Below are 26,212 nucleotides of genomic sequence, written 5' to 3'. Positions count from 1 at the left end.
TCAACTCTTAAAAATAGTGCATTCATATAAGAAGGTGAATATAGTGGAACGGATTTACGTTGATCATGCGGCAACCTCACCAATGCATCCAAAAGTGATCGAAAAAATGGTTGCTATTATGAATTCCGAGTTTGGAAATCCATCAAGCATCCATCATTTTGGACGAAGTGCCCGTCATATTGTGGATGAAGCGCGTGCAGATTTAGCAGCTAGCATTGGGGCCCATGCAAATGAAATCATTTTTACAAGTGGGGGAACGGAAGCGGATAATTACGCGATATTTGGTGTTGCAGATACATATGGACATCAAGGAAAGCATATTATCACTTCTCAAATTGAGCATCATGCGGTCCTTCATGCGTGCAAACAGTTGGAGAAACTTGGATATGAGGTTACATACTTGCCTGTAGATAAATCAGGCAGAGTGTGTGTTGAGGATGTAAGGGAAGCGTTAAGAGATGATACGATTCTCGTTACGATCATGTATGGGAATAATGAGGTTGGCTCGATTCAGCCGATAAAGGAAATAGGTCAGCTATTGGCTAATCATTCAGCAATCTTTCATACAGATGCAGTCCAAGCATATGGAATTGAAAAGATCGATGTCAATGTTGAGGGAATCGATTTGATGTCTGTTTCTGCACATAAATTAAATGGCCCAAAAGGCATTGGTTTTTTGTATGCCAATAATGATATTAAGCTTTCTCCTCAAATATTTGGCGGAGATCAAGAAAGAAAGAGACGAGCAGGGACAGAAAATGTAGCTTCCATTGCCGGGTTTCAAGAGGCAGTCCACATTAGCCAGAAGGAAATGAATGAAAGAATCAGTAGTTATACACAGTTTAAGTCAAGTTTAATAAAGAAACTAACTGAGGAAAAGATTCACTTCCTGCAAAACGGATCACTTGATTATTCCTTGCCTCATGTTTTAAACTTAAGCTTTCCTGGCACAAATGTGGAGGCGATGCTTGTGAACTTAGACTTGGCAGGGATTGCTGCTTCCAGCGGTTCGGCTTGTACAGCAGGGGCAATTGACCCATCACATGTTTTAGTCGCTATTCATGGCCAAGGAGATCAACGACTGCAAAACTCTATTCGCTTTAGCTTTGGCCTTTTTAATACAATAGAGCAAATAGAGAAAGTAGGAGAAGAAACGAGCAAGATTATTAAACGGTTAACAAAATAGATTATTTATAATAGGAACGTGGTGAACAAAATGAATAAAGCACCAAAGGATACGAGAGTTGTTGTCGGGATGTCTGGGGGAGTGGATTCCTCAGTAGCTGCATTGCTCTTAAAGGAACAAGGCTATGATGTCATCGGGATTTTTATGAAAAATTGGGATGATACAGACGAAAATGGTGTGTGTACAGCAACAGAGGATTATGAGGATGTCATTCGTGTGTGTAATCAAATCGGCATTCCATATTATGCAGTTAATTTCGAAAAGCAGTATTGGGATAAGGTGTTTACGTATTTTCTTGAAGAATATAAAGCAGGAAGAACACCAAATCCTGATGTCATGTGCAATAAAGAAATTAAATTCAAGGCTTTCCTTGAGCATGCGATGAATCTTGGCGCAGACTATCTTGCAACAGGCCATTATGCAAGAGTAGAATATCGAGATGGCGAATATAAAATGCTTCGCGGAATCGATGAAAATAAGGATCAAACCTATTTTTTAAATCAATTAAATCAAGAACAACTCGAAAAGGTCATGTTTCCAATTGGGAACATCGAGAAGGCAAAAGTTAGAGAATTAGCCACAAAGGCAGGACTTGCAACGGCAACGAAAAAAGATAGTACCGGTATTTGCTTTATTGGAGAAAGAAATTTCAAGGAATTCCTGAGCAATTATCTGCCTGCGCAACCTGGAAATATGGAAACCTTTGATGGAAAAGTAGTCGGAAAACATGATGGTCTCATGTACTATACAATTGGGCAGCGTCATGGCTTAGGAATTGGTGGTGCGGGTGAACCATGGTTCGCAATTGGGAAGGATTTAAAGAAAAATATCCTTTATGTCGGACAGGGCTTCCATAATGAAAAGCTTTATTCACAATCGATCACAGCCGTAAATATGAGCTGGGTTTCAAACGTGGAGAAAGCAAAAACATTTCAATGCACAGCAAAATTTAGGTATCGCCAACCTGATAATCAAGTGACGGTTGAGATTTTGGAAGACAATCAAGTAAGAGTGATCTTTCAAGAACCGATCCGTGCGATTACACCTGGACAGGCGGTTGTTTTCTACCAAGGAGATGAATGCCTTGGCGGTGGAACGATTGATGAAGTATTTAAAGATGGAAATCGTCTCGATTATGTAGGATAAGCAGGTAGCCTCGATTCTTATAAATAGAATCGAGGCTTTTTAACATGTAATGAATAGAAACAAATATGCTATAATTTTGAAAGTAGAAATGGAGTGAATAATGAATGGATAAAAACCAATTAGGTATTCAATATATGCAAGAAGGAAAATGGGAAGAAGCGGCAACGACATTTATGGAAGCAATTGAGGAGAATCCAACAGATGCTGTTTCTTATATAAACTTTGGCAATGTACTATCAGCAGTTGGCGAAGTGGAAAGGGCATTAAAATTCTATCAGAAGGCAATTGAATTAGACGGTGAAGCAGGTACTGCCTATTATAGTGCAGGAAATTTATATTTCGAGCTTGAGAAATATGATCAAGCAAAGTCCATGTTTGAAGCCGCTATGAAGAAAGGGCTTGAATCAGGTGATAATTATTTTATGCTTGGTTTAACACTCCTAGCCTTAGAGCAAGGGAAATTGGCTTTGCCATATCTTCAAAGAAGCACAGAGTTAAATGATCAAGATGCGGAAGCCTTCTTCCAATATGGATTATGTTTAGCACAATTGCGATATGTTGATGAATCGATTAGTCAATTGGAAAAATGTATTCAGATTAATCCAGCACATGCAGATGCGCTTTATAATTTAGGTGTTGCATACGGATTTAAAGAGGAAGGCGAAAAAGCCCTTCAATTTTTCAACAAAGCACTTGAAATTCAACCAGACCATTTATTAGCAGGATATGGTAAGAAGCTAATCGAAAAAGGAAGCATAGACGAATAAGTAAACGGATGAATCCTTTTTTAAAAAGGAAGGAGGAGAAATGATGGAGAAACAGGACTCCTTGGACTTATTTGCAGAACATGGAAAGTATATGAAGGGCAAGCATTTAGTGACCATCTTTCATAATGAACAAAATTTATATACGGTTTTGCGCATTCGAGTGGAAGAGACGAATGATCAATATGAGGATAAAGAAGCAGTAATTACAGGGTATTTTCCGAAAATGCATGAGCAGGAAACATATATTTTCTATGGGGAATTAAAGGATCATCCGAAATTTGGAGTCCAGTTTCTGGCTACTCATTTTCGTAAAGACATCCCTCAGACAAAACAAGGCGTTGTCAATTATTTATCCAGTGAGCTCTTTAAAGGTATAGGGAAAAAGACTGCAGAAACGATTGTCGAAACATTAGGGGAAAATGCGATTTCCCGGATTTTGAATCAGCCTTCCTTGCTTGATCAAATTCCTCGATTGCCTCCAGAAAAGGCGAAATCTTTATACGATACATTAATGGAGCATCAAGGACTTGAACAAGCGATGATTGCCTTGAATCAATATGGTTTTGGTCCACAGCTATCGATGAAAATTTATCAAGCGTATAAAGAGCAAACGCTAGAGGTTATTCAGAAAAACCCATATAAGCTTGTAGAAGATATTGATGGAATTGGCTTTGGCCGTGCGGATGAATTAGGTTACCATCTAGGAATTACAGGCAATCACCCCGATCGTATTCGTGCCGCCTGCTTATACATACTTGAAACAGAAAGCATGCAGGCCGGTCATGTGTATATGGAGGGAAGAGCTTTATTACCAAGTGTGAAAAAGCTATTAGAGGAAAATAATCGAGATGTCATCGAATTTAATGATATTTCAAATGAAATTGTTAAGCTTCAAGAAGAAGGGAAAATAATGATTGAGGAGCAGAGATTGTATTTGCCCTCCCTTTATTTTTCTGAAAAGGGCTTAGTAACGAATATTAAGCGAATATTACAGCAAACTCAGTATAATGAGCAATTTCCAGAGTCTGAATTTCTCCTTACACTAGGAAAATTAGAGGAGCGATTGAATGTTCAATATGCGCCAAGCCAAAAGGATGCCATTCATACGGCCTTAATGTCTCCAATGATTTTATTAACGGGTGGACCTGGTACGGGAAAAACAACAGTCATTAAGGGCATTGTTGAAATGTATGCTGATTTGCACGGCTGTTCATTAGAAATTAAGGATTATAAGAAGGAAGAGCCTTTTCCATTTTTACTTACAGCTCCAACAGGAAGAGCGGCAAAAAGAATGTCGGAATCAACAGGACTGCCTGCAGTTACGATTCATCGGCTTTTAGGCTGGAACGGCTCAGAAGGTTTTGATCGTCATGAGGAAAGCCCATTAGAGGGGAAAATCCTTATTGTTGATGAAACTTCTATGGTTGATATTTGGCTCGCAAATCAACTTTTTAAAGCAATTCCTGAAAATATGCAAGTGATTTTAGTTGGAGATGAAGATCAGTTGCCATCAGTAGGACCTGGTCAAGTGTTAAAGGATTTGCTTCTTTCTGAACGGATCCCTACTGTTCGTCTAACAGATATATATAGACAGGCAGAAGGATCATCGATTATAGAGCTTGCACATGAAATAAAAAAAGGAAGACTTCCTGCAAATATTTCTGCCCAACAAGCCGATCGATCCTTTTTCCGATGTGGACCAGGTCAAATTGCAACCGTTGTTGAAAAGGTCGTTCAAAACGCAAAGAAAAAGGGGTACTCTTCTAAGGATATTCAAGTGCTAGCCCCGATGTATAAGGGCCCGGCTGGGATTGATCGATTAAATGAAATTGTTCAAGAAATCTTTAATCCAAATACGGATGGCACAAGGAAAGAGCTTTCTTTTGGAGAGGTCAAATATCGAATTGGCGATAAAGTCCTGCAGCTTGTTAATCAGCCTGAAAATCATGTGTTTAATGGGGATATGGGTGAAATTGTTTCGATTTTCTATGCAAAGGAAAATACGGAGAAGCAGGATATGATTGTCGTTTCCTTTGATGGGGCAGAAGCAACTTATACCCGTCAGGATTTAAACCAAATTACACATGCCTATTGCTGCTCCGTCCATAAATCGCAAGGCAGTGAATTTCCGATTGTCATTCTACCCGTAGTAAAGAGTTACTATCGCATGCTGCGAAGAAATTTACTATACACAGCGATTACACGAAGCAAGCAGTTTCTTATTTTATGTGGCGAAGAAGATGCCTTGAGACTTGGTGTTGAAAGAGCAGATGAGCAGGCAAGGCTTACAAGTTTAACGCAAAGACTGACGGAAGAAGTACTCATACAAAGTGCGGAAGAAAATGAAACGATTGTTCCATTAAATATCGAAGAAGCGCTTATGAAAATCGACCCGATGATTGGCATGGAAAGTATCACACCGTATGATTTTATGTGAATGAGCAGAATAACAAAAACAGCCTAACTAATTTTTATGGAGAAACAAATATCAATTAACAGGCAGATTGCGTAGTAACAATAATTATTGGCATATTCGTAATTTAAAGGACATACGTTCCGCTATTTACATCAATAATTGTGCTTTGGCATTTTTATCGGACATACATTCCGTTATTTATCTGAAAGGGTGTTGTTTTCATCTAATTATTAGCAAATAACGTACTCAGTGTGTCCGATGATGCTCTAAAATAAGATGGTTTTTGATAAATAACGTACTCAATGTCCACAAAAAGTTGAAACGCATGGATTTTCACAACAATCCATGCGTTTTTGCGTGCTATTTCTATTGCTTTTTTTGATGACCAATGCGCTTCCGCTTTTCTTTGTCTAGCTACAGCGCCTATCGCCTACCAAACTTCAGATCCCCTCCCTGTGATAAGTCAACATCGGTTCGTTCCTCACCGTGTTTCCTTTATCTCAGTCGGAGACCTTCCAGTTTGTACGGCGATGACCAATGCGCTTCCGCTTTTCTTTGTCTAGCTGCAGCGCCTATCGCCTACCAAACTTCAGGTCTCCTCCCTGCGATAAGTCAACATCGGTTCGTTCCTCACCGTGTTTCCTTTATCTCAGTCGGAGACCTTCCAGTTTGTATGGCGATGACCAAGGCGCTTCCACTTTTCTTTGTCTAGCTGCAGCGCCTATCGCCTACCAAACTTCAGGTCCCCTCCCTGCGATAAGTCAACATCGGTTCGTTCCTCACCGTGTTTCCTTTATCTCAGTCGCGGCCCTTCCAGTTTGAACGGCGATGACCAAGGCGCTTCCGCTTTTCTAATTAGAAAATGTTACAGCTTATTTTTTTATTTTTGTGAAGCAAACTATAAATGTTCCGGGAAGGTGGGACGATCTTTGCGGACATTTTCATTACTAAAAGGACTTCCGGTTATTAATATTCAAAATGGAATGAGAATGGGTGATGTTTGCGATATCCGAATCTCTGGCAATGGGATTGTAACAGGATTGCTTGTTCGAAAGGGCGCCCTTTTAAAAAGAACCTCTCTGATAGATGTTCGAGATGTCTACTCCTTTGGATGGGATGGAGTGATGATCGAGGATCCATCTGTACTCAAACCAATAAAAAAATCAAGTGAATATACATTTCAAAGCCAGAATCGTTTAACAGGCAAGATGCTCATGACGAAAGAAGGAGAGCGGTTAGGCTTAGTTGAGGATGTATATTTTCATGAAGAATTGGGGACAATTATAGGGTATGAATTATCGGATGGGTTCTTTTCAGATATGCTAGAGGGAAAGCGTGTGGTCAAAACAGAAGTGCCACCTGCAATTGGAAAGGACACCATCATCGTTAATGTAAAAGAGTGAGGTGTTTTTTCCATGCTGAAATGTCCAAATTGCCATAGCAAAGATATCGGAAAAATTGGGATCAATCAATATTACTGCTGGAATTGCTTTATAGAATTGTCCTTATCCGAAGGTCTAATTAACACACATCAGGTGGAAGAAGACGGAACATTAAGTTCACTTGATGATTTGTTTGCAGAAGATGATCGTCGGTTTCTTATATAGGACAGCTGGCAAATATAAAATCGAGGTGAAGAGAATGAATCGCATAATAACCTCAGCAATCACTTTTGGTGCTGGAATGGCAGCGTATAATCTCGCACAAAGAAAAAATTTACTATCTAGTCGTCAAATGAAGAAAGTTCAAAAACGAATAAAGAAAATGTTCTAATAGGAAAGGCTGACATCTTTGGTGTCAGCCTTTTTGTATGTGCTAGAGAGGCTAAAGCGGAGAACTCTGCGGGAAATTAATCTTACCAATTAAGTGTAATATAGCGACGATTTTTACGAAAAACAGCTTTTGCATAAAACCATTCACAAATACTCAAAATAGGAGGAGGAGGGTCATTTGTGGATATTCGATTAAAATGGTATTACCGATTAGGTTTTCTCCTGCTTTTAATGATTGTATTATTTGTTTTTTTGAAACTGCATCAATTGTGGATGCCCATTTTAAAAGTAGTTCTAGCTGTATTTATTCCTTTTATTTTGGCTGCCTTTATTACGTATTTGCTCCATCCAATTGTTCAAAAGCTTCATGATAGTGGGCTACATAAGGGACTTGCAGTTTTTTTCATTTATATTCTTTTTTTTGGAGGAGTGGGTTTTGCTCTTTATAAGGGAATTCCTGCATTCATTCATCAATTAAAGGATTTAACAGAAAATGCTCCACAATTTGCTGACCAATACAGAGGATGGATTGAGGAAATACAACAAAAAACGAAAACATGGCCAGAAGGGCTGCAGACAAGAGTGGATGAAGGCATTATTGCAATGGAAAAAGCATTAGATCGGCTTCTTTCCAAAAGCATTAATATACTACTGGGCATTTTAAACTATTCATTAATGATAGCGATTATCCCTTTTATTTCTTTTTATATGCTTAAAGATATTGATTTGATGAAGCTTGCACTTTGGTATTTAACACCGAGAAAATGGCGGCAGGAAGGCATTCTTTTTTTGCGTGATGTCGATCAATCTTTAGGCAGTTATATTAGGGGACAACTGTTTGTCTGTATAGTAGTCGGAGCGATTTCTGCCTTGCTTTTTTTCCTTTTTGGAATGAAATATCCTCTTTTACTCGGAATATTAATCGGTGTAACAAATATTATCCCCTATTTTGGTCCGATTTTTGGAGCAGTTCCGGTATTAATTATCGCATCAACGATTTCTGTAAAGATGATGATCATTTCTATCATTATTATTTTTGTACTCCAATTTGTTGAAGGGAATATTCTGTCGCCATTAATTGTTGGCAAGAGCTTACATATGCATCCCCTTATCATTATGTTCGCTTTGTTAGCAGGAGGGGAGGCTGGTGGGATTATCGGATTAATTATTGCAGTCCCAGTTTTAGCCGTTATTAAGGTTAGTCTTGTTCATGCAAGAACACACTTTGGAAAAAGACCGAACCCGAAATTTTCTCGTCCTTGACAAACATATTTTGTAATCGCTATAATTCGACTATACTAGTAAAAAATGAATGACAGCAATCATGAAGAAGGAACGAGTATGTTATAGACCATCTAAGCGAATGTATTTCGCATAAGAGAGGAAATTCCTGGGCTGAGAGAATTTCTAGATGAAGGATAACAGAATGCTAATCCGGAGTGCAGCTAATCCCTGCCGTTTATCCGCGTTAAGGATCTGAGATATGAAGAAGAGGGCACTTTTTGCTTTTCTTTTCATAAATCAGGGTGGTACCGCGAATATGCTCTTCGTCCCTGTATGGGATGAGGGCTTTTTTTGTTCAAAAAAATGTCTAGGAGGCAATGGAAATGAAGTATTTAACTGGATCAGATATTCGACGTTTATTTTTAGAGTTTTTCAAAGAAAAAGGGCATGCAATTGAGCCAAGTGCTTCACTCGTTCCACATGAAGATCCATCCCTTCTTTGGATTAATAGTGGTGTGGCAACATTGAAGAAATATTTTGATGGACGTGTCATTCCGGAAAATCCTCGGATTACGAATGCACAAAAGTCAATTCGGACAAATGATATTGAGAATGTAGGGAAAACAGCAAGACATCATACATTCTTTGAAATGCTTGGAAACTTCTCAATTGGTGATTATTTTAAAGAAGAAGCGATTCAATGGGCATGGGAGTTTCTTACGGATGAAAAGTGGATTGGATTTGAAGCGGAAAAGCTTTCAGTCACCGTCCATCCTGAAGATGACGAAGCGTTTGATATTTGGCGAAAGGAAATTGGTGTTCCAGAAGATCGAATTATTCGTTTGGAAGGGAATTTCTGGGATATTGGAGAAGGCCCGAGTGGTCCAAATACAGAAATTTTCTATGACCGCGGACCAGAATATGGGGATGACTTAAGTGATCCAGAATTGTATCCTGGCGGTGAGAATGACAGATATTTAGAAGTATGGAATTTGGTTTTCTCCGAGTTTAATCATAATCCTGATGGAACATATACGCCGCTTCCGAAGAAAAATATTGATACAGGAATGGGCCTTGAGCGTATGGCATCTGTTGTTCAAAATGTTGCGACAAACTTTGATACAGATTTATTTATGCCAATTATTCAAGGAACAGAAGAAATTTCAGGTGAAAAATATGGCAAAAATAAAGAAACAGATGTTGCATTTAAAGTCATTGCAGACCATATTCGAACAGTAGCATTCGCAGTCGGAGACGGTGCGCTCCCTTCTAATGAAGGCCGAGGATATGTACTGCGTCGTTTGCTTCGCAGAGCTGTTCGCTATGCAAAGCAAATTAATATTAATCGCCCATTTATGTACGAGCTTGTCCCTGTAGTCGGTGATATTATGGCTGACTTCTACCCGGAAGTAAAAAGCAAGACTGAATTTATTCAAAAGGTAATTAAAAATGAAGAAGAACGCTTCCATGAAACATTACATGACGGCTTAGCCATTCTGTCTTCTGTTATAAAAAAAGAAAAAGAAGCTGGAAATGACATGATCCAAGGTCAAGATGTTTTCCGCCTGTATGACACTTATGGTTTCCCTGTTGAGCTTACAGAAGAATATGCAGAAGAAGAAGGTATGAAGATTGATCATCAAGGCTTTGAAACTGAAATGGAACATCAGCGTGAACGAGCACGGGCAGCAAGACAAGATGTAGATTCCATGCAAGTTCAAGGTGGGATGCTTGGTGAAATTAAAACGGAAAGCAAATTTGTAGGTTATGATTCGCTTCATACACAATCGAAAGTGCTTGTAATTCTTAAAGAGGGACAAATGATTGATCAAGCAGAAGCTGGTGAAGAGATTCAACTTATTTTAGACTCGACGCCATTTTATGCGGAGAGTGGTGGACAAATTGCTGATAGTGGTGTATTAGAGGCAAATGGAGTGAAAATTGCCATTAAGGATGTCCAAAAAGCACCGAATGGTCAAAATCTCCATCGTGCAGTAGTGGAGTCAGGCAATGTAGTAGTAAATATGGATGTACGTGCATTCGTTCATGAACATTCGCGATCAAAAATTATTAAGAATCATACAGCCACACATCTTCTTCACCAAGCATTAAAGGATGTACTTGGCACACATGTCAATCAAGCAGGTTCACTTGTTGAACAAGACAGATTACGCTTTGATTTCTCTCATTTTGGTCAAATTACAGCCGAAGAGCTTGAAAAAATTGAGAACATTGTAAATGAGAAAATTTGGCGCAGTCTTGACGTGAATATTGAATTTAAAAATATCGAAGAAGCAAAAGCGATGGGCGCTATGGCACTCTTTGGTGAAAAATATGGCAAAATTGTTCGTGTTGTTCAAGTAGGAGATTATAGCTTAGAGCTTTGCGGTGGCTGTCATGTGCCAAATACATCTACAATTGGATTATTTAAAATTGTATCAGAAAGCGGAATTGGTGCTGGTACTCGTCGAATTGAAGCGGTAACTGGTGAAGCGGCTTACAAATTATTAAATGATCAAATTAGTATTTTGAAGGAAGCAGCAGGCAAATTAAAGGCGTTTCCGAAAGAACTTCCTTTAAGAATCGAGACATTACTTGCGGAAATGAAGCAGCTTCAGCGTGAAAATGAATCGTTAGCAGCAAAATTGGGTAATATTGAAGCGAGTAGCCTTGTATCGAATACGAAGGAAATCAATGGAGTTACGGTCTTATCGGCAAAAGTTGCTCCAACAGACATGAACAATCTCCGAAATATGGCTGATGACTTAAAGAATAAGCTTGGATCTGCAGTCGTTGTTCTTGGCAGTGTAAACGAAGGCAAGGTAAATATCATTGCTGCTGTAACAAATGATTTGATTGAAAAAGGCTATCATGCAGGAAAAATTATTAAAGAAGTAGCTACAAGATGCGGTGGCGGCGGTGGCGGCCGTCCAGATATGGCGCAGGCAGGTGGAAAAGACCCTGAAAAACTTGAAAGCGCACTGAACTTTGTTGAAGAATGGGTCAAATCCGTTTGATATCTTAGAAAAGTAGTGTAAAATGAAAAGAAAAGCGGAAGCGCCTTGTTTAGGGGCGACAAGCATAAGACAGGCCAGCAAGAAGGTTGTTTTTTAACCTTCATGCTGGAATGGCTTATGACTCGAGGGTCTAGTTGCTTCAGCTTTGATAAAAGTGGACATGCTAGTAAACGTTCCAGATACTGGACGATAAAATAGTAGTTGTCTGCAAGGACGCTCAAAAAAAGAGGTGTAAAGTATGAGCTCATTTGATAAAACAATGAGGTTTAATTTCCCAGAAGAGCCAATCGAGCATGATGTAAATCAAGTGTTATTTCAAGTGTATGAGGCTCTTCAAGACAAAGGGTATAACCCAATTAACCAAATTGTTGGGTACCTGCTATCAGGGGATCCTGCGTATATTCCTCGTCATAAGGATGCACGTAATATTATCCGCAAACTTGAAAGGGATGAAATCATCGAAGAGCTTGTCAAATCATACTTAAAAGAGCATCGAAAGGGATAATGTATGCGGATAATGGGATTGGATGTCGGCTCAAAAACAGTCGGCATAGCGCTCAGTGATGCGTTAGGTTGGACAGCTCAAGGCTTAGAAACTTTAAAGATTAATGAAGATGAAAACATCTTTGGTTTTGAGCAGATTGGAAAAATCATCAAAGAACATGAAGTCAGTAAAATTGTTGTCGGTTTGCCAAAGAATATGAATGGGACAATCGGGCCACGCGGTGAAGCTACACAAAGGTATGCCGCTGAGCTTGAAAAGCTTTTTAATTTGCCAACTGTGCTTTGGGATGAGCGTTTGTCAACTGTAGCAGCTGAAAGAGTTCTGCTTGAAGCGGATGTTAGCAGAAAAAAGCGAAAAAAGGTCATTGATAAAATGGCTGCTGTTATGATTTTACAAGGCTTTCTAGATAGCAAAAATTAATGAGGTGAAAAGAAATGGAACACGGTGAAAAAAATATTACAGTTATAGATGAGGAAGGCAACGAGCAATTATGTGAGGTGCTTTTTACATTTGATTCAGAGGAATTTGGAAAGTCATATGTTCTTTATTACCCAGTAGGTGCAGAAGAAGATGATGAAGGGGAAATAGATATTCATGCATCCGCTTTTCTTCCTAGTGAAGACAATCAAGATGGCGAATTAATTCCAATTGATGCAGATGCTGAAGAAGAATGGGCAATGATCGAAGAAATGTTAAATACATTCCTAGCTGAAGAAGAAGAATAAAATAAACAAAAAACTGGCTGGCTTTAAACAGCCAGTTTTTTTATTGTATTATTTTGCGACGATAAAAAGAAAATATAGTATAATAATCCGAGGTGTATTGAAAATTGGAAGCTACGACGTTTGCAGCTTGATAGGAGGGGAATTCAAATGTCGAATGAAAATAAAAATGAAAAAAGAGATAAAATCCGTCAAAAGATGATTGAGAGACAAAGTGAAGCAAAATTAGTCCGTAAAATCGTATTGATTATTGCCATTATATTTATCATTACAGTTGGGGCAGCAGTTGGTGGGGGCTATTTTTATATTAAATCAGCGATTCAGCCTGTTGACCCAAATAATAATAAAGATCAGCAAGTAGAAATTCCAATTGGGTCATCATCAACAAGCATAGGGAAAATACTTGAAGAAAATGGAATCATAAAAGATGCCCGTGTCTTTAAGTACTATGTGAAATTGAAAAACGAAACAGGATTTATGGCTGGTGAATATGCACTAAAGCCATCAATGACGATCCCTGAAATTATTAGCAGTCTTAAAACAGGAACCATTAATGAAGAACTAGTTTTTAAAATTACGATTCCTGAGGGGAAACAGCTTCTGCAAATTGCTGGCATCATTGCAGAAAAGGCAAATAAAAATGCAGATGAAGTGATTGAAAAATTAAATGATCAAGCCTTTATTGAGTCATTAATGAAGAAATACCCGAATTTATTAACTGAATCCATCCTTGACGAAAATATTCTCTATCCGTTAGAAGGCTATTTATTTCCAGCTACATATTCCTATTATAAAGAAGACCCAACCATTGAGGAAATTATTACGCCAATGATTGATAAAACAGTGAATGTGGTAAATGAATATCAAATAGCAATGGAAGAAAAAGAATTAACCGTTCATGAATTATTAACGATGGCTTCCTTAATTGAAGAAGAAGCAACTGAAAAGGTTGATCGAGATAAAATAGCAAGTGTGTTCTACAATCGAATGGCAACTGGCATGCCATTACAAACAGACCCAACTGTGCTATATGCTCAAGGGGAGCATAAAGAGAAGGTCCTTTATAAAGACTTAGAGATTGATTCACCGTATAACACGTATAAATATCCAGGATTAACGCCAGGACCAATAGCGAATGCAGGGGTTAGTTCGATTGAAGCAGCGTTAGTTCCTGACGAATCAGACTTTTTCTATTTCCTAGCTACTTCATCAGGAGAGGTTTTATTCTCAAAAACACTTGATGAACATAATCAGAAAAAAGCACAACATATTAAATAAGTAATTTTTTTAAGGGGATTGTATAGAAAATTAGCATTCCCCTTTGTTTTATGGTAAAATAGTTCAAGTATTTATATTGTTAACGATAGCGTAATCCACGGACGAGTAAGGATATCAGCCTCATAAGCTGAGATAGATGCAAATTTTTTTTGCATGAACATCATCCTTTCTGTGAACGCTATTTTTTCATGTTTAAAAAGATTGAGGTGATGGCAGCTTGGAAAATGAAAAGCTGCATGCATATATAGAGGGAATCATCCCTGAGCGACCTGAACTTTTTCAAAGAATGGAGCAGTATGCACATGATCACGAAGTGCCGATTATGGAACTTCCTTCGATCGAAGCATTGCTTCAGCTTTTAAGAATTCAACAGTCGAAAGCTATATTGGAAGTGGGAACCGCAATTGGCTACTCTGCCCTTCGAATGGCCTTTTCACTTCCGGATTGCCATATTGTGACAATCGAAAGAGATGCAGAAAGATACGAACGTGCTGAACAATATATTCAAGAAGCTGGAAAGGAATCTCAAATTGTTATTATTAAAGGAGATGCACTTGAAGCTGAGGAAAATGTGAAAGAGCATGGTCCATTTGATGTCATTTTTATTGATGCTGCAAAAAGTCAATATAAGCGTTTTTTTGAATTATATTCCCGCTATTTAAATAAAGATGGCATCATTATTACAGATAATGTTCTTTTTAAAGGGTTAGTCTGTGAGAAGGATGAAATAGAAAATCGTAATGTACGAGCACTCGTTAGGAAAATTGACAATTTTAATCAATGGCTAATGGGTCATCCGGATTATCATACAGCAATCTTGCCAATCGGTGATGGGGTTGCAATTAGTAAAAAGAGGTGAAGGAAAGTGGCAAAACCAGAATTATTAGTAACACCAACTTGTGTTGAAGATATTCTTCCATTAGCAGAGGCAGGAGCAGATGCTTTTGTTGTTGGTGAACAGCGCTATGGACTGCGTCTAGCTGGTGAATTTCAAAAGGAAGATGTGAAAAAGGCGATTGAGCTTGCACATGAAAATGGAAAGAAAGTCTATGTTGCAATGAATGCCCTTTTCCATAATGATAAAGTAGCTGAGTTGCCAGCATATATTCGATACCTTGAAGAAGTTCAGGCAGATGCAATTATTTTTGGTGATCCTGCTGTATTAATGGCTGCGCGTGAATCAGCTCCAAATATGAAATTGCATTGGAGTACGGAAACGACAGGGACCAATTGGTATACATGTAATTACTGGGGCAGAAAAGGGGCTAAAAGAGCGGTGCTTGCCCGTGAAATTAATATGGATGCAATCGTTGAGATGAAAGAGAATGCAGAAGTGGAAATTGAGGTACAAGTTCACGGGATGATGACTATGTTCCAATCAAAGCGCTCACTACTCGGCAATTACTATGAATATCAAGGAAAAGCAATGGAAGTAGAGAATCGCAATCAAGAGCATAACATGTTTCTTCATGACAAAGAACGCGCGAATAAATACCCAATTTTTGAAGATGAAAATGGAACACATATTATGAGCCCTAATGATATTTGTATCATTGATGAGCTTCAGGAAATGATTGAAGCGGGTGTAGATTCCTTTAAAATTGAAGGTATTTTGAAAAGTGCTGAATATATTCTTGAAGTAACAAAGCAGTACCGGAAAGCAATTGATCTTTGTGTGGAAGACCCGGACCAATATGAAGATGTTAAGGACGAACTTTTAAGTGAGATTGAAGAAATTCAACCGCCTAATCGTCCTTTAGATACAGGATTCTTCTTTAAAGAAACAGTGTACTAAAAAAACAGAGGTTTATGGTAAGGAATAAGGTTTCCGCCTCACAGCTCCTAACCGTTTACCTCTTGAATGGAGGGCTGCCTTATGACAGCGGTGAAAGATCATATTTCCCAAATGGTGGACGGCAAACGAGTAATCGTTAAGAAGCCCGAATTGCTCGCCCCAGCAGGGAATTTAGAAAAATTAAAAATAGCCGTTCATTATGGAGCGGATGCCGTATTTATTGGTGGACAGGAATATGGCTTACGTTCAAATGCGGATAATTTTACTTTTGAGGAAATGAAGGAAGGCGTCCAATTCGCGAAAAAGTATGGAGCCAGAATATATGTAACGACAAATATTTTTGCTCATAATGAAAATATTGATGGACTTGAAGCGTATATGCTTGGATTAAAAGAAGCAGGGATTGCTGGTATTATTGTTGCTGATCCGCTTATCATTGAAACATGCCGCAGAATTGCACCTGAGATTGAAGTACACTTAAGTACACAACAATCTTTATCCAACTGGAAGGCCGTACAGTTTTGGAAAGAAGAAGGATTAGAGCGTGTTGTGCTTGCTCGTGAAACAAGTGCAGAAGAAATCCGTGAAATGAAAGAGAAGGTTGATATTGAAATTGAAACCTTTGTTCATGGTGCGATGTGTATCGCTTATTCAGGTCGTTGTACTTTAAGTAATCATATGACTGCGCGTGACTCGAATCGAGGCGGATGCTGTCAATCATGCCGCTGGGATTATGATCTCTATCAATTAGATGGTGATAATGAGGTGCCATTGTTTAGTGAAGGAGATTCTCCATTCGCGATGAGTCCGAAAGACTTAAATTTAATTCAATCGATTCCACAAATGATTGAGCTAGGAATTGATAGCTTGAAAATTGAAGGCAGAATGAAATCGATTCATTATATTGCTACTGTAGTAAGTGTGTATCGAAAGGTGATCGATGCATATTGTGCAGATCCAGCAAATTTCCAAATTAAGCAGGAGTGGCTGGAGGAATTGGCTAAATGTGCAAATCGTGAAACAGCTCCAGCATTCTTTGAGGGTGTTCCAGGGTATAAGGAGCAAATGTTTGGAAATCATAGCAAAAAGACGAATTTTGATTTTGTTGGATTGGTTTTAGATTACAATACAGAAACACAAATGGTTACATTACAGCAGCGCAATCATTTCAAGCCAGGGCAAGAAGTTGAATTTTTCGGCCCGGAAATTAAAAATTTCACACATGTAATCGATAAGATTTGGGATGAAGAAGGGAATGAGTTGGACGCAGCTCGCCACCCGCTTCAAATCGTACAATTCAAGCTTGATAAGCCGGTATTCCCGAACAACATGATGCGAAAGGAGATTTAATACACCATGAAACGCAAACCAGTTGTTATCGGTGTGACCGGTGGCTCAGGCTCTGGAAAGACGAGTGTCACGAAATCAATTATTGATTATTTTAAAGGGCACTCCATCTTAATGTTAGAGCAGGATTATTATTATAAAGATCAGGCACATTTGCCATTTGAAGAACGCTTAAAAACAAATTATGACCATCCGCTTGCTTTTGATAATGATTTATTAATCGATCATATAGAAAAGCTTCTACGATATGAGACGATTCATAAGCCAGTATATAACTATGCTCTGCATACGCGCTCAGAAGAAGTGATTGTTGTTGAACCACAGGGAGTCATCATTCTAGAAGGAATACTCGTCCTTGAAGATGAGCGTCTCCGTAATTTAATGGATATTAAGCTTTTTGTGGATACGGATGCAGATTTGCGTATTATTCGCAGGATGTCTAGAGATATTAATGAGCGTGGAAGAACAATGGAATCAGTTATTGACCAGTATGTAAGTGTTGTTCGACCAATGCATAATCAATTTATTGAACCAACGAAGCGATATGCAGATATTATTATCCCAGAAGGCGGTCATAATCATGTCGCGATTGATTTAATGGTCACAAAGATTCAAACAATTCTTGAACAAAAGTCTTTTTTATGACACAATAGCATAGAAAATAATAATGGGTCCAAATAGATGGACATGTACCTTTGCGCGTCCTAATTGGGCGCGCTCCTATGCATTTCCTAAATACATAATAAAGAAAGAACACAATCTTACGTATTGTGAAAAATTGAAGGAGTGAAGGTTTTGGCAATTGAAAAAGTTTTCCCAATGACACAAGCGGGTAAAGAAAAGCTTGAACAGGAATTAGAATACTTAAAATCAGTAAAGCGTAAAGAAGTAGTGGAGCGAATTAAGATCGCACGTAGTTTTGGTGATTTATCAGAAAACTCCGAATATGATTCAGCGAAAGAAGAACAAGCATTTGTTGAGGGCCGTATAACAACAATTGAAAATATGATCCGAAATGCAAAAATTATTGCAGAAGACGAGTTAGGCGGAGACACAGTAGGATTAGGGCGTTCTGTTACTTTTATTGAATTGCCTGATGGCGAAGAAGAAACATATACAATTGTAGGCAGTGCAGAAGCAGATCCATTTGATGGGAAAATTTCGAATGATTCACCAATTGCTAAGAGCTTAATTGGCCGTAAAGTAGGCGATCAAGTAAAAGTACAAACGCCTGGTGGAGAAATGGACGTACGAATTGTTACAATTAAATAATGCATACTAAAGAAGAGGGCTTGGCCTTCTTCTTTTTTAGGATAATGTTTGTGAAAACAGCCTTTCTTTAAGAAAGAAAATAATTCTAATTGTTTGAAAAACAGAAACCTCGTCAAAACTTTTGACGAGGTGTTTTTTATGTGGCGAAAAAGAACAATTATCTGTGTATGTCTATGTTTAGCTGGATTATCAATATTACTTGGCAGACTCATTCAGCTTCAGCTTGTTGAAACAGAACACTTTACGAATAGAGAGATTAATTTACTCGAGGCAAGTGTCAGCCAGCGATCACAAGAAATGATTCTTGATACAGGAAGAGGGAATTTCCTCTATAAGGATGGAACACCGATTACACATCAAACAAAACCTGTACTCATTCTTTTCCCTTTTTTAAAAAAGATGGATTGGGATTCAAAGCGTGTAGCAGAAATAATGGATGTATCTGAATATGGATTAAGGCATGCAGTGGAAAATGCAAAGAAGCCATTTGCTTATGGGAGTCCAAAACCGATCGAGCTGACTGAAGCTCAAATAAAGGAAATGAATGACTTACAAATTCCAGGTGTGTTTGCTGTTGAAAAAAAGTATCATTTAACAGATAATCCTGCGGAGCATTTGATTGGCATTACTGGAGAAAATGAAACATTGCTCAGAAATCGTTATCCAGACAAAGAGCTTTCTGCACAAACGATGGTAGGGCTTACAGGGATGGAAAGAAGCTTTGATGAATTTCTTTTACCAGATGGGAAGTCAAAGCTTGTCTACCATGTCGATGCAACTGGAGGTCCATTATTTGGAATCAATGTAAAGTATGTGGAGCCGGCCAATCCTTATTATCCAGTAAATATCAAAACAACACTTGATCCAACCTTGCAGGAAGCTGTAGAGAAGCTTGTTGATCAGCATGAAATGGAAAGTGGAGGGGTTGTGCTTCTAGATATCGAGACCAATTCTGTTGTAGCGATGGCATCCCGCCCAACGATAAATAAACAGGATCCGTTTAATAAAGAAAATGGAGGATCAGAAAATCTAATGCTGAAAGAGCAAATCATTGGTTCGGTCTTTAAAACAGTTGTCACTGCAGCAGCTATTGAATATGAGCTGACGGATCCATCAAGGCAATTCGATTGCAGCAGAACGATTACAGGTGAGCCTGATCCTATCTTCCAGCATGGCATGCTAGATTTTACAAATAGCTTTGCGAGAAGCTGTAACAACACATTTGCTACGATTGCGAAGGAATTGAAGGAGTTGGATCCGAATCTTTTAGAGGCCTATGCGAATAAATTATCATTGACGGGACCTGTTGGCTGGATTGGGAATATTTATCATTTTGAAAATTTCCAGCAGCTGCAAGAGGATAAGGGGAGGATTTTTCTCTCAGAAGATGCAAAAAATGATAATAATTTTGTTGGTCTAACGGGTATTGGACAGCATGAGGTTCGTGCAACACCATTAGCTGTTGCGAATATGATGGCAACAATTGCTAGAGGTGGAAACAAAAAGATGGTACGAGTTGCCTCAAAGATTGAATATAAAAATAGCACATCATTACTAGATTTTAAAGAACAGAAGTTAGAAGGAGAGACGATTTCTCCATATACGATAATGAAGCTTCAGAAGCTGCTCCGTGAAGTTGTAATAAATGAAAATGGCACAGGAAGAAGTTTGCAAAATCTCCCGTATGAGGTTGCTGGTAAATCAGGTACAGGAGAAACAGGCAGAATGAAAGGGGACAAGCCAATTTATAATAAGTGGTTTACGGGTTATTTCCCTTTTGACCAACCGAAATATGCACTAGTCACAGTCAAACTTGGTGTAATAGGGGAAGCAAGTGGAGTTACCTCCCTCTTCGCTGATATTGTAAAAGAAGCCTATCAGTACGATCAATCTAATAATTAAATCATTCGGCCCTGTTCGATATGGAAAAACAATGATAAAGTGAAACTTTCCTTTTCAATTTTCGTCACTTATGTGTGAAGGAATCATAGATATTTTTCAAGTGTGATTAGACGTGTTAAAATACGGATAAGTGCAACTAAAAGCAGAAAAGAAATGTATGGGAAGGAGTATCTTTCTTATGAACCGCAAAAATGATTCATCTAGTCGGGAATTGCGTTCCGAATTAAGGGGAAAACGAAGAAAAACAAATCTCATCTTAAATACGTTAATTGGGCTTGTTATATTATTAATTATCTTTGTCTCTGTGAAAATATTTTCAGGAGGCAATGATGAAAAGTTAGCCGATCAAGAGCAGCAAACGGAATCAAGCCAGGACGAGGAAAAAGTAGCTGCGGAAGAATCGAATGCCTCGCCTATTGACGAACATCAGGATGAAAAAGAAATAGAATCTGACGAAAATAGCTTAGATGAAAGTGAAAAAAATGCAGGAAGTACTGACGATAAAAAAGAAGAGATAACAATCGTTCCTGCAAATGAAGATGACGCAGTCGTTACTGAAGGTGGAAGCAATAATAATGTGAAAAAGACAATCGAAAATCCAAGCTGGGCCCCGATAGGGACTTCACAAACAGGTGAGCATTATGCTGTTTATGATAAAGAGTCTACAGACTGGGCAGAAATGCTTCAGGCAATGTCTTATGCGACAGGTGTAGATCAAAATAATATGAATGTTTGGTTCCTTGGAAATAATGGATTTAATAAATCGGTTGGAACAATTACGACGAAGGATCAGAAGCAAGTATACCGTGTCTATATTGACTGGATCGATGGTCAGGGCTGGAAACCAACGAAAGTGGAAGAGTTGAATGAAGTAGAAAAGAAACCAACAAAAGAGGCAGAGAACGAGGATAGCTAAACTTAGCTATCCTTATTTTTTATGTGGGAATAACATTCGTGTATTGAATGTTCTCAAGTCATATGGTAAATTAAGAACATGTTTTTCATTAAATCATAGTATACTCATAGGAATTATAAGTGTATAATTTGAGGAGTGAACAAAGATGGGGAAAGAGTTTCTCGAAATATTTGAACAATGGGCTGGAACATATGATGATACCGTAACAGGACATGATATTGAATATAGAGAAGTTTTTAAGCATTATGATCGATTATTGCAGATGGTTGCTGACCGCGCTTATGGGCATGTTGTTGAATTCGGACCTGGGACAGGAAATCTAACAACGAAGTTTATCGAGAAAGGCCTGAAGGTTACTGGGATTGAACCCTCCCCTTCGATGAGAGCTTTAGCAATTGAGAAGGTTGGAAAGCAATCATCAATCATAGATGGAGATTTTCTTAGCTTTTCAGTGGATCAACCGATTGATATTTTTGCAAGTTCTTATGCATTTCACCATTTAACAGATGAGGAAAAGGGAACAGCGATTGCCAAGTATGGAAAATTATTAGCGACAGGTGGTAAAATAGTATTTGCGGATACAATGTATGAATCTGCTGATGCATACAAACAAGCAATCAAAAAAGCGGTAGAAGATGGCTTCCATAATCTAGCAGAAGATTTGCAGCGTGAATACTATACGACCATTCCTTTCCTTAAAGGGTTATTAGAAGAAAATGGTTTTACGGCAGCATTTGAACAATGCAATGACTTTGTATGGATTATGGAGGGAGTAAAAAAATAGAAAGAGGTCTAAATAATGAAGATAGCAATCATCGGAGCAATGGAAGAAGAAGTAACACTTTTACGTGAAAAAATAACGAATCAAACACAAGAGGTAATTGCAGGCTGTGAATATACAACTGGATTAATGGACGGTGTAGACGTTGTCTTACTACGCTCAGGTATTGGAAAAGTAAATGCGGCTTTGTCGACAGCTGTACTACTCGAAAGATTCAACCCAGATTATGTGATTAATACAGGCTCAGCTGGTGGCTTCAATCCAGAATTAAATGTTGGAGATGTCGTTATTTCATCAGAAGTAAGACATCATGATGTAGATGTAACTGCCTTTGGGTATGAATACGGTCAAGTACCACAGCTGCCGCCAGCTTTTGAAGCAGATGCTCAACTCGTTCAAGTAGCTGAATCATGTGCAAAAGAAATACAAGACATCCAAGTCGTGCGTGGTCTAATTGCAACAGGTGATTCATTTATGAATGATCCAGTTCGTGTTGAAGCCATTCGAGATAAATTCATAGATTTGCAAGCAGTTGAAATGGAAGCAGCTGCAATTGCTCAAGTTTCATACCAGTTTAAAAAGCCATTTGTGATCATTCGTTCTCTATCAGATATTGCAGGCAAGGAGTCAGATGTATCATTTGATCAATTCCTTGAAAAAGCTGCCCTTCATTCATCACAGCTTGTCATGAAGATTGTTGCAGCGATGAAAAACTAATATCGGGCAAAGGGTGAGAATGTTTGAACGTATATAGAAGTATTCATGAGTTAATCGGACATACACCAATGCTTGAAATTAGCCAATTCCCATTGCCGAAAGGTGTCCGTTTATTTGCAAAGCTTGAGTTTCTTAATCCTGGCGGAAGTGTGAAAGATCGTCTTGGTTTGGAACTTCTTAATGATGCTGTAAATAGTGGCAAGCTAAAAGAGGGCGGGACGATTATTGAACCGACTGCAGGGAATACAGGCATTGGTTTGGCATTAGCTGCCTTAAATAAGGGATTTAAAGTAATGGTCTGTATGCCTGAAAAGTTTAGCATGGAGAAACAAGTCATTATGAAAGCGCTTGGCGCCGAAATTATTCATACACGAACAAGCGATGGGATGGCCGGTGCGATTGCAAAAGCAAAACAATTACTTAATGAAATACCCAATTCTTTTTGTCCACAGCAATTCGGGAACCCGGCAAATCCAAACACCTATTATAAAACATTAGGGCCAGAGATTTGGGATCAGCTTGAAGGTGAGATTGATATTTTCGTTGCAGGTGCTGGTTCTGGTGGTACCTTTATGGGGACATCTCGTTTTTTAAAAGAAAAAAATCATAATATAAAAACAGTTATAGTCGAGCCAGAAGGATCCATTTTAAATGGAGGGGAATCTGGCCCGCATAAAACGGAAGGAATTGGAATGGAGTTCCTGCCAGAATTCATGGATTCCACTTACTTTGACACCATCCATACCGTGCTTGATGAAGCAGCATTTGAGCGTGTCAAGGAACTGGCATTGAAAGAAGGCTTATTAGTTGGGAGCTCATCTGGCGCTGCCCTCCATGCTGCATTGAAAGAAGCGCAGCATGCAAGGGAAGGAACAAATATTGTGACGATATTCCCTGATGGCAGTGACAGATATATTAGCAAAAAAATCTACGAAGGCGGTATATAAATGAGAAGAAAAACAAAACTCATCCACGGTGGAATTTCAGGCGATCCAAATACAGGTGCTGTATCCGTCCCTATATATCAAGTTAGCACTTATAAGCAAGAAAGTGTCGGAAAGCATAGTGGTTTTGAATATTCAAGAACAGGCAACCCAACGCGACATGCACTTGAAGAATTAATTAAAGATTTAGAAGGCGGTCAAGCAGGATTTGCCTTTGGTTCGGGAATGGCAGCAATTACTGCGGTTATGATGCTATTTAATAGCGGCGATCATGTCATCATGACAGATGATGTATACGGTGGATCCTATCGTGTCATGACAAAGGTATTGAACCGATTTGGCATTGAATCAACATTCATTGATACGAGTGATCTTACGACTATTCAAGCAGCAATTAAGCCAAATACAAAAGCCATTTATATCGAAACACCAACGAATCCCCTTTTGAAAATTACGGATATTGCGGGGGCTGCAAAAATAGCGAAAGAACATCAATTGCTTACAATTGTTGATAATACGTTCTCAACCCCTTATTGGCAAACACCAATTGAACTTGGAGCAGATATCGTCCTTCATAGTGCAACGAAATATATTGGCGGACATAGTGATGTTGTTGCGGGGTTAGTCGTTGTGAACAGTGAAGAATTGGCTACAGACTTACATTTTGTTCAGAACTCGACAGGAGGCGTCCTCGGTCCTCAGGATTCATGGCTTCTCATGAGAGGGATTAAAACACTTGGTATTCGTATGGAAGAGACAGAGAACAATACGAGAGCGATCGTCCAGTTCCTTGAAAGCCATCCAGCTGTATCTAAGATTTACTATCCAGGACTTGAAACACATCCAAATCATGATCTTGCGAAAAAACAAGCGAAAGGCTTCGGTGGAATGGTTTCCTTTGATGTAGGCAGTGAAGCGAATGCAGACGTTCTTCTTGAAAAAATAAAATACTTTACATTAGCAGAAAGCCTTGGTGCTGTCGAAAGTTTAATTTCTGTTCCAGCAAGAATGACACATGCTTCCATCCCACAGGAAAGACGCGCAGAGCTTGGAATTACGGATGGATTAGTCCGTATTTCAGTTGGACTTGAAGACGTGGAAGATTTAATTGAAGATTTAAAACAGGCATTAGAAAAATAAGCGGTAAAAAAAACTGTGGGGAGTGTATTCTCACAGTTTTTTATTGAAAAGGATCTTACTGACAAGCTAAAAATAACGTAAACATACCCAATTTTTCAAAAATAGTAAAAAATAGGTTTACAAATATAGTAGATGTGGCTATAATTACCAATGTAAGTGAAAAATTTCTAAAAAGGGAGGTTGAATACAATGATGATGAATACATTTGTTACTTTACAATTACATGCTTCTTTATATTTAACGAATTCGACCTACAGGGAATGGCTCGCTTAATTATTTAATTTGCCCATCCAAGCCGCAGGGAGAATCGTGTTCCCGCGGCTTTTTTATGCCTAAAATTAAGCTGCAGGAGCAATTGTCTCTTTGCGGCTTTTTTGTCCCCAAATTTAAAGGAGGTGAATGCTATCATGACATTAAATATTTTGTTTTTAACAATAACGATTAAGAAACGTAATGTTTCAATTGAAGAAGTCCTTCATAATCAAATGCTTAATAAAATTCAAGAAGACAATCGCGATCGTCAATTTTCAATGTATCGTCACTTTTAATTTATTTAGAATATAAAAAGAAAGGTGGTAGTTAAGGATGAAAGTATTCATGCAATGTCGTCAAGCAATTTCCTGGGTGGAGAAGGATTCCACCTAGCTAAAGTTAGAGGAGGGAACTGATTTGTTACATGTTCTGCTATTAACGCTTGAATTTAAGAAAAAAAGGCGCAAAGCACAATCCAATTAGCCAATCTTTCTTTAACAAAATGTTCATATTTGTTTCAAATATTTACGTGGTGTTTATGGTAAGTTTGAAGTGAATAAGGATGTTTAAAGGGAGGCTAAACCATGTTTACTATTGTGATGGGGCTAGTACTTTGCACAACGATTGGACTTATTATTTACTCTGAAGTAAGTTACGTAGAATAATATAAAAATAAAATTAACCAACTTATGGTAAGTAGTTTAGTTGTAGAGCAGCAATCTGAATTCATAAAGTCAGTATTAAGCTAAATCGATTAAGAAACGTAGAGGGCTGCATATCCTCTGCGTTTTTTTAGTCTAATGGACTCGTTCTTTAACTAGCGGATCTTTGGTAAAGAGTAAGATGTATTCTCCCTCATCAAGTAATGAGCAAAAGCAAAATAAGCGGAGAAATTCCGCTTAAATGTAGAATGAAGCCTATTTTGGGTAGAATAAGCGGAATTTTTCCGCTTATTCAATGAAAAATCCTCTATTTTTGCATTTTTTGAGTAAATAGGCGGAGTTTCTCCGCTTATTTGAGTCAAGTCCACAATATTGTGTAAAAATGATTTACAATGTTTTATCTTATTGATCTTACTTTGGGTTATGGCTGAATTTTGTAAGGAAAAAGGGG

At 38.4% G+C, this 26,212-nt stretch carries 25 protein-coding genes; all 25 read left to right on the top strand.

Features of this window, described 5'->3' with window-relative positions; all coding sequences use genetic code 11:
* Positions 1-43 precede the first annotated feature (43 nt).
* A complete protein-coding gene (locus J2Z40_RS05335; protein WP_066396264.1) occupies positions 44-1,186 on the top strand; it encodes an IscS subfamily cysteine desulfurase in 1,143 nt (380 codons plus the stop codon).
* Between the two features lie 30 nt (positions 1,187-1,216).
* Positions 1,217-2,332 carry a tRNA 2-thiouridine(34) synthase MnmA gene (mnmA, locus tag J2Z40_RS05330; protein ID WP_066396261.1) on the top strand — a complete coding sequence of 372 codons (1,116 nt, stop codon included), beginning with the start codon at positions 1,217-1,219 and terminating at the stop codon, positions 2,330-2,332.
* Positions 2,333-2,436: 104 nt separating this feature from the next.
* Positions 2,437-3,099, top strand: coding sequence for a tetratricopeptide repeat protein (locus J2Z40_RS05325; protein WP_066396258.1), 663 nt, complete (start codon positions 2,437-2,439; stop codon positions 3,097-3,099).
* Positions 3,100-3,142: 43 nt separating this feature from the next.
* On the top strand, positions 3,143-5,536 hold the full coding sequence (gene recD2, locus J2Z40_RS05320) for an SF1B family DNA helicase RecD2 (protein ID WP_066396249.1): 2,394 nt from the start codon (positions 3,143-3,145) through the stop codon (positions 5,534-5,536).
* A gap of 908 nt (positions 5,537-6,444) precedes the next feature.
* On the top strand, positions 6,445-6,918 hold the full coding sequence (locus tag J2Z40_RS05315; RefSeq protein ID WP_066396247.1) for a PRC-barrel domain-containing protein: 474 nt from the start codon (positions 6,445-6,447) through the stop codon (positions 6,916-6,918).
* A gap of 12 nt (positions 6,919-6,930) precedes the next feature.
* Positions 6,931-7,122, top strand: coding sequence for a hypothetical protein (locus tag J2Z40_RS05310; protein ID WP_083953932.1), 192 nt, complete (start codon positions 6,931-6,933; stop codon positions 7,120-7,122).
* 34 nt (positions 7,123-7,156) lie between these two features.
* Entirely contained in the window at positions 7,157-7,288 is a 132-nt protein-coding gene (locus J2Z40_RS05305; protein WP_083953931.1) for a YrzQ family protein, read from the top strand.
* 179 nt (positions 7,289-7,467) lie between these two features.
* Positions 7,468-8,550, top strand: a complete 1,083-nt coding sequence (locus J2Z40_RS05300; protein WP_066396237.1) for an AI-2E family transporter — start codon at positions 7,468-7,470, stop codon at positions 8,548-8,550.
* Positions 8,551-8,894: 344 nt separating this feature from the next.
* Entirely contained in the window at positions 8,895-11,528 is a 2,634-nt protein-coding gene (gene alaS / locus J2Z40_RS05295) for an alanine--tRNA ligase (protein ID WP_066396235.1), read from the top strand.
* A 238-nt stretch (positions 11,529-11,766) separates the two neighbouring features.
* Positions 11,767-12,033 (top strand): IreB family regulatory phosphoprotein, encoded by a 267-nt coding sequence (locus J2Z40_RS05290; RefSeq protein ID WP_066396233.1) that lies wholly within the window; start codon positions 11,767-11,769, stop codon positions 12,031-12,033.
* Between the two features lie 3 nt (positions 12,034-12,036).
* Entirely contained in the window at positions 12,037-12,453 is a 417-nt protein-coding gene (ruvX, locus tag J2Z40_RS05285) for a Holliday junction resolvase RuvX (protein WP_066396230.1), read from the top strand.
* Between the two features lie 14 nt (positions 12,454-12,467).
* Complete coding sequence (locus J2Z40_RS05280; protein WP_066396228.1) at positions 12,468-12,758, top strand: DUF1292 domain-containing protein; 291 nt, start codon at positions 12,468-12,470, stop codon at positions 12,756-12,758.
* A 147-nt stretch (positions 12,759-12,905) separates the two neighbouring features.
* Positions 12,906-14,033: an endolytic transglycosylase MltG gene (mltG, locus tag J2Z40_RS05275; RefSeq protein ID WP_066396226.1), complete on the top strand. Its 1,128-nt coding sequence runs from the start codon at positions 12,906-12,908 to the stop codon at positions 14,031-14,033.
* Between the two features lie 217 nt (positions 14,034-14,250).
* Entirely contained in the window at positions 14,251-14,892 is a 642-nt protein-coding gene (locus J2Z40_RS05270; protein WP_066396224.1) for an O-methyltransferase, read from the top strand.
* Between the two features lie 6 nt (positions 14,893-14,898).
* The gene (locus J2Z40_RS05265; RefSeq protein WP_066396223.1) at positions 14,899-15,828 is read left to right on the top strand and encodes a U32 family peptidase; all 930 of its coding nucleotides are present in this window, start codon (positions 14,899-14,901) and stop codon (positions 15,826-15,828) included.
* Positions 15,829-15,909: 81 nt separating this feature from the next.
* Positions 15,910-17,178, top strand: coding sequence for a peptidase U32 family protein (locus J2Z40_RS05260; RefSeq protein WP_066396220.1), 1,269 nt, complete (start codon positions 15,910-15,912; stop codon positions 17,176-17,178).
* Between the two features lie 6 nt (positions 17,179-17,184).
* Entirely contained in the window at positions 17,185-17,820 is a 636-nt protein-coding gene (gene udk / locus J2Z40_RS05255; protein WP_066396218.1) for a uridine kinase, read from the top strand.
* A gap of 150 nt (positions 17,821-17,970) precedes the next feature.
* On the top strand, positions 17,971-18,447 hold the full coding sequence (gene greA, locus J2Z40_RS05250; protein WP_066396216.1) for a transcription elongation factor GreA: 477 nt from the start codon (positions 17,971-17,973) through the stop codon (positions 18,445-18,447).
* A 138-nt stretch (positions 18,448-18,585) separates the two neighbouring features.
* Positions 18,586-20,349, top strand: a complete 1,764-nt coding sequence (locus tag J2Z40_RS05245; protein WP_066396214.1) for a peptidoglycan D,D-transpeptidase FtsI family protein — start codon at positions 18,586-18,588, stop codon at positions 20,347-20,349.
* Between the two features lie 178 nt (positions 20,350-20,527).
* On the top strand, positions 20,528-21,265 hold the full coding sequence (locus J2Z40_RS05240) for a YrrS family protein (protein WP_066396207.1): 738 nt from the start codon (positions 20,528-20,530) through the stop codon (positions 21,263-21,265).
* A gap of 145 nt (positions 21,266-21,410) precedes the next feature.
* Complete coding sequence (locus J2Z40_RS05235) at positions 21,411-22,049, top strand: class I SAM-dependent methyltransferase (RefSeq protein WP_066396205.1); 639 nt, start codon at positions 21,411-21,413, stop codon at positions 22,047-22,049.
* Positions 22,050-22,064: 15 nt separating this feature from the next.
* The gene (mtnN, locus tag J2Z40_RS05230) at positions 22,065-22,763 is read left to right on the top strand and encodes a 5'-methylthioadenosine/S-adenosylhomocysteine nucleosidase (RefSeq protein ID WP_066396202.1); all 699 of its coding nucleotides are present in this window, start codon (positions 22,065-22,067) and stop codon (positions 22,761-22,763) included.
* 23 nt (positions 22,764-22,786) lie between these two features.
* On the top strand, positions 22,787-23,710 hold the full coding sequence (locus tag J2Z40_RS05225; protein ID WP_066396200.1) for a PLP-dependent cysteine synthase family protein: 924 nt from the start codon (positions 22,787-22,789) through the stop codon (positions 23,708-23,710).
* Entirely contained in the window at positions 23,711-24,847 is a 1,137-nt protein-coding gene (locus tag J2Z40_RS05220) for a bifunctional cystathionine gamma-lyase/homocysteine desulfhydrase (RefSeq protein ID WP_066396191.1), read from the top strand.
* A 407-nt stretch (positions 24,848-25,254) separates the two neighbouring features.
* Positions 25,255-25,395, top strand: a complete 141-nt coding sequence (locus tag J2Z40_RS05215; protein ID WP_083953930.1) for a YrzI family small protein — start codon at positions 25,255-25,257, stop codon at positions 25,393-25,395.
* Positions 25,396-26,212: the final 817 nt, after the last annotated feature.

Origin of the sequence: Cytobacillus eiseniae (assembly GCF_017874625.1) — a bacterium.
GTDB classification, from domain to species: Bacteria; Bacillota; Bacilli; order Bacillales; family Cytobacillaceae; genus Cytobacillus; species Cytobacillus eiseniae.
Note: the sequence above shows the minus strand (reverse complement) of the source record. Positions and strands in the feature narration are given on the sequence as shown.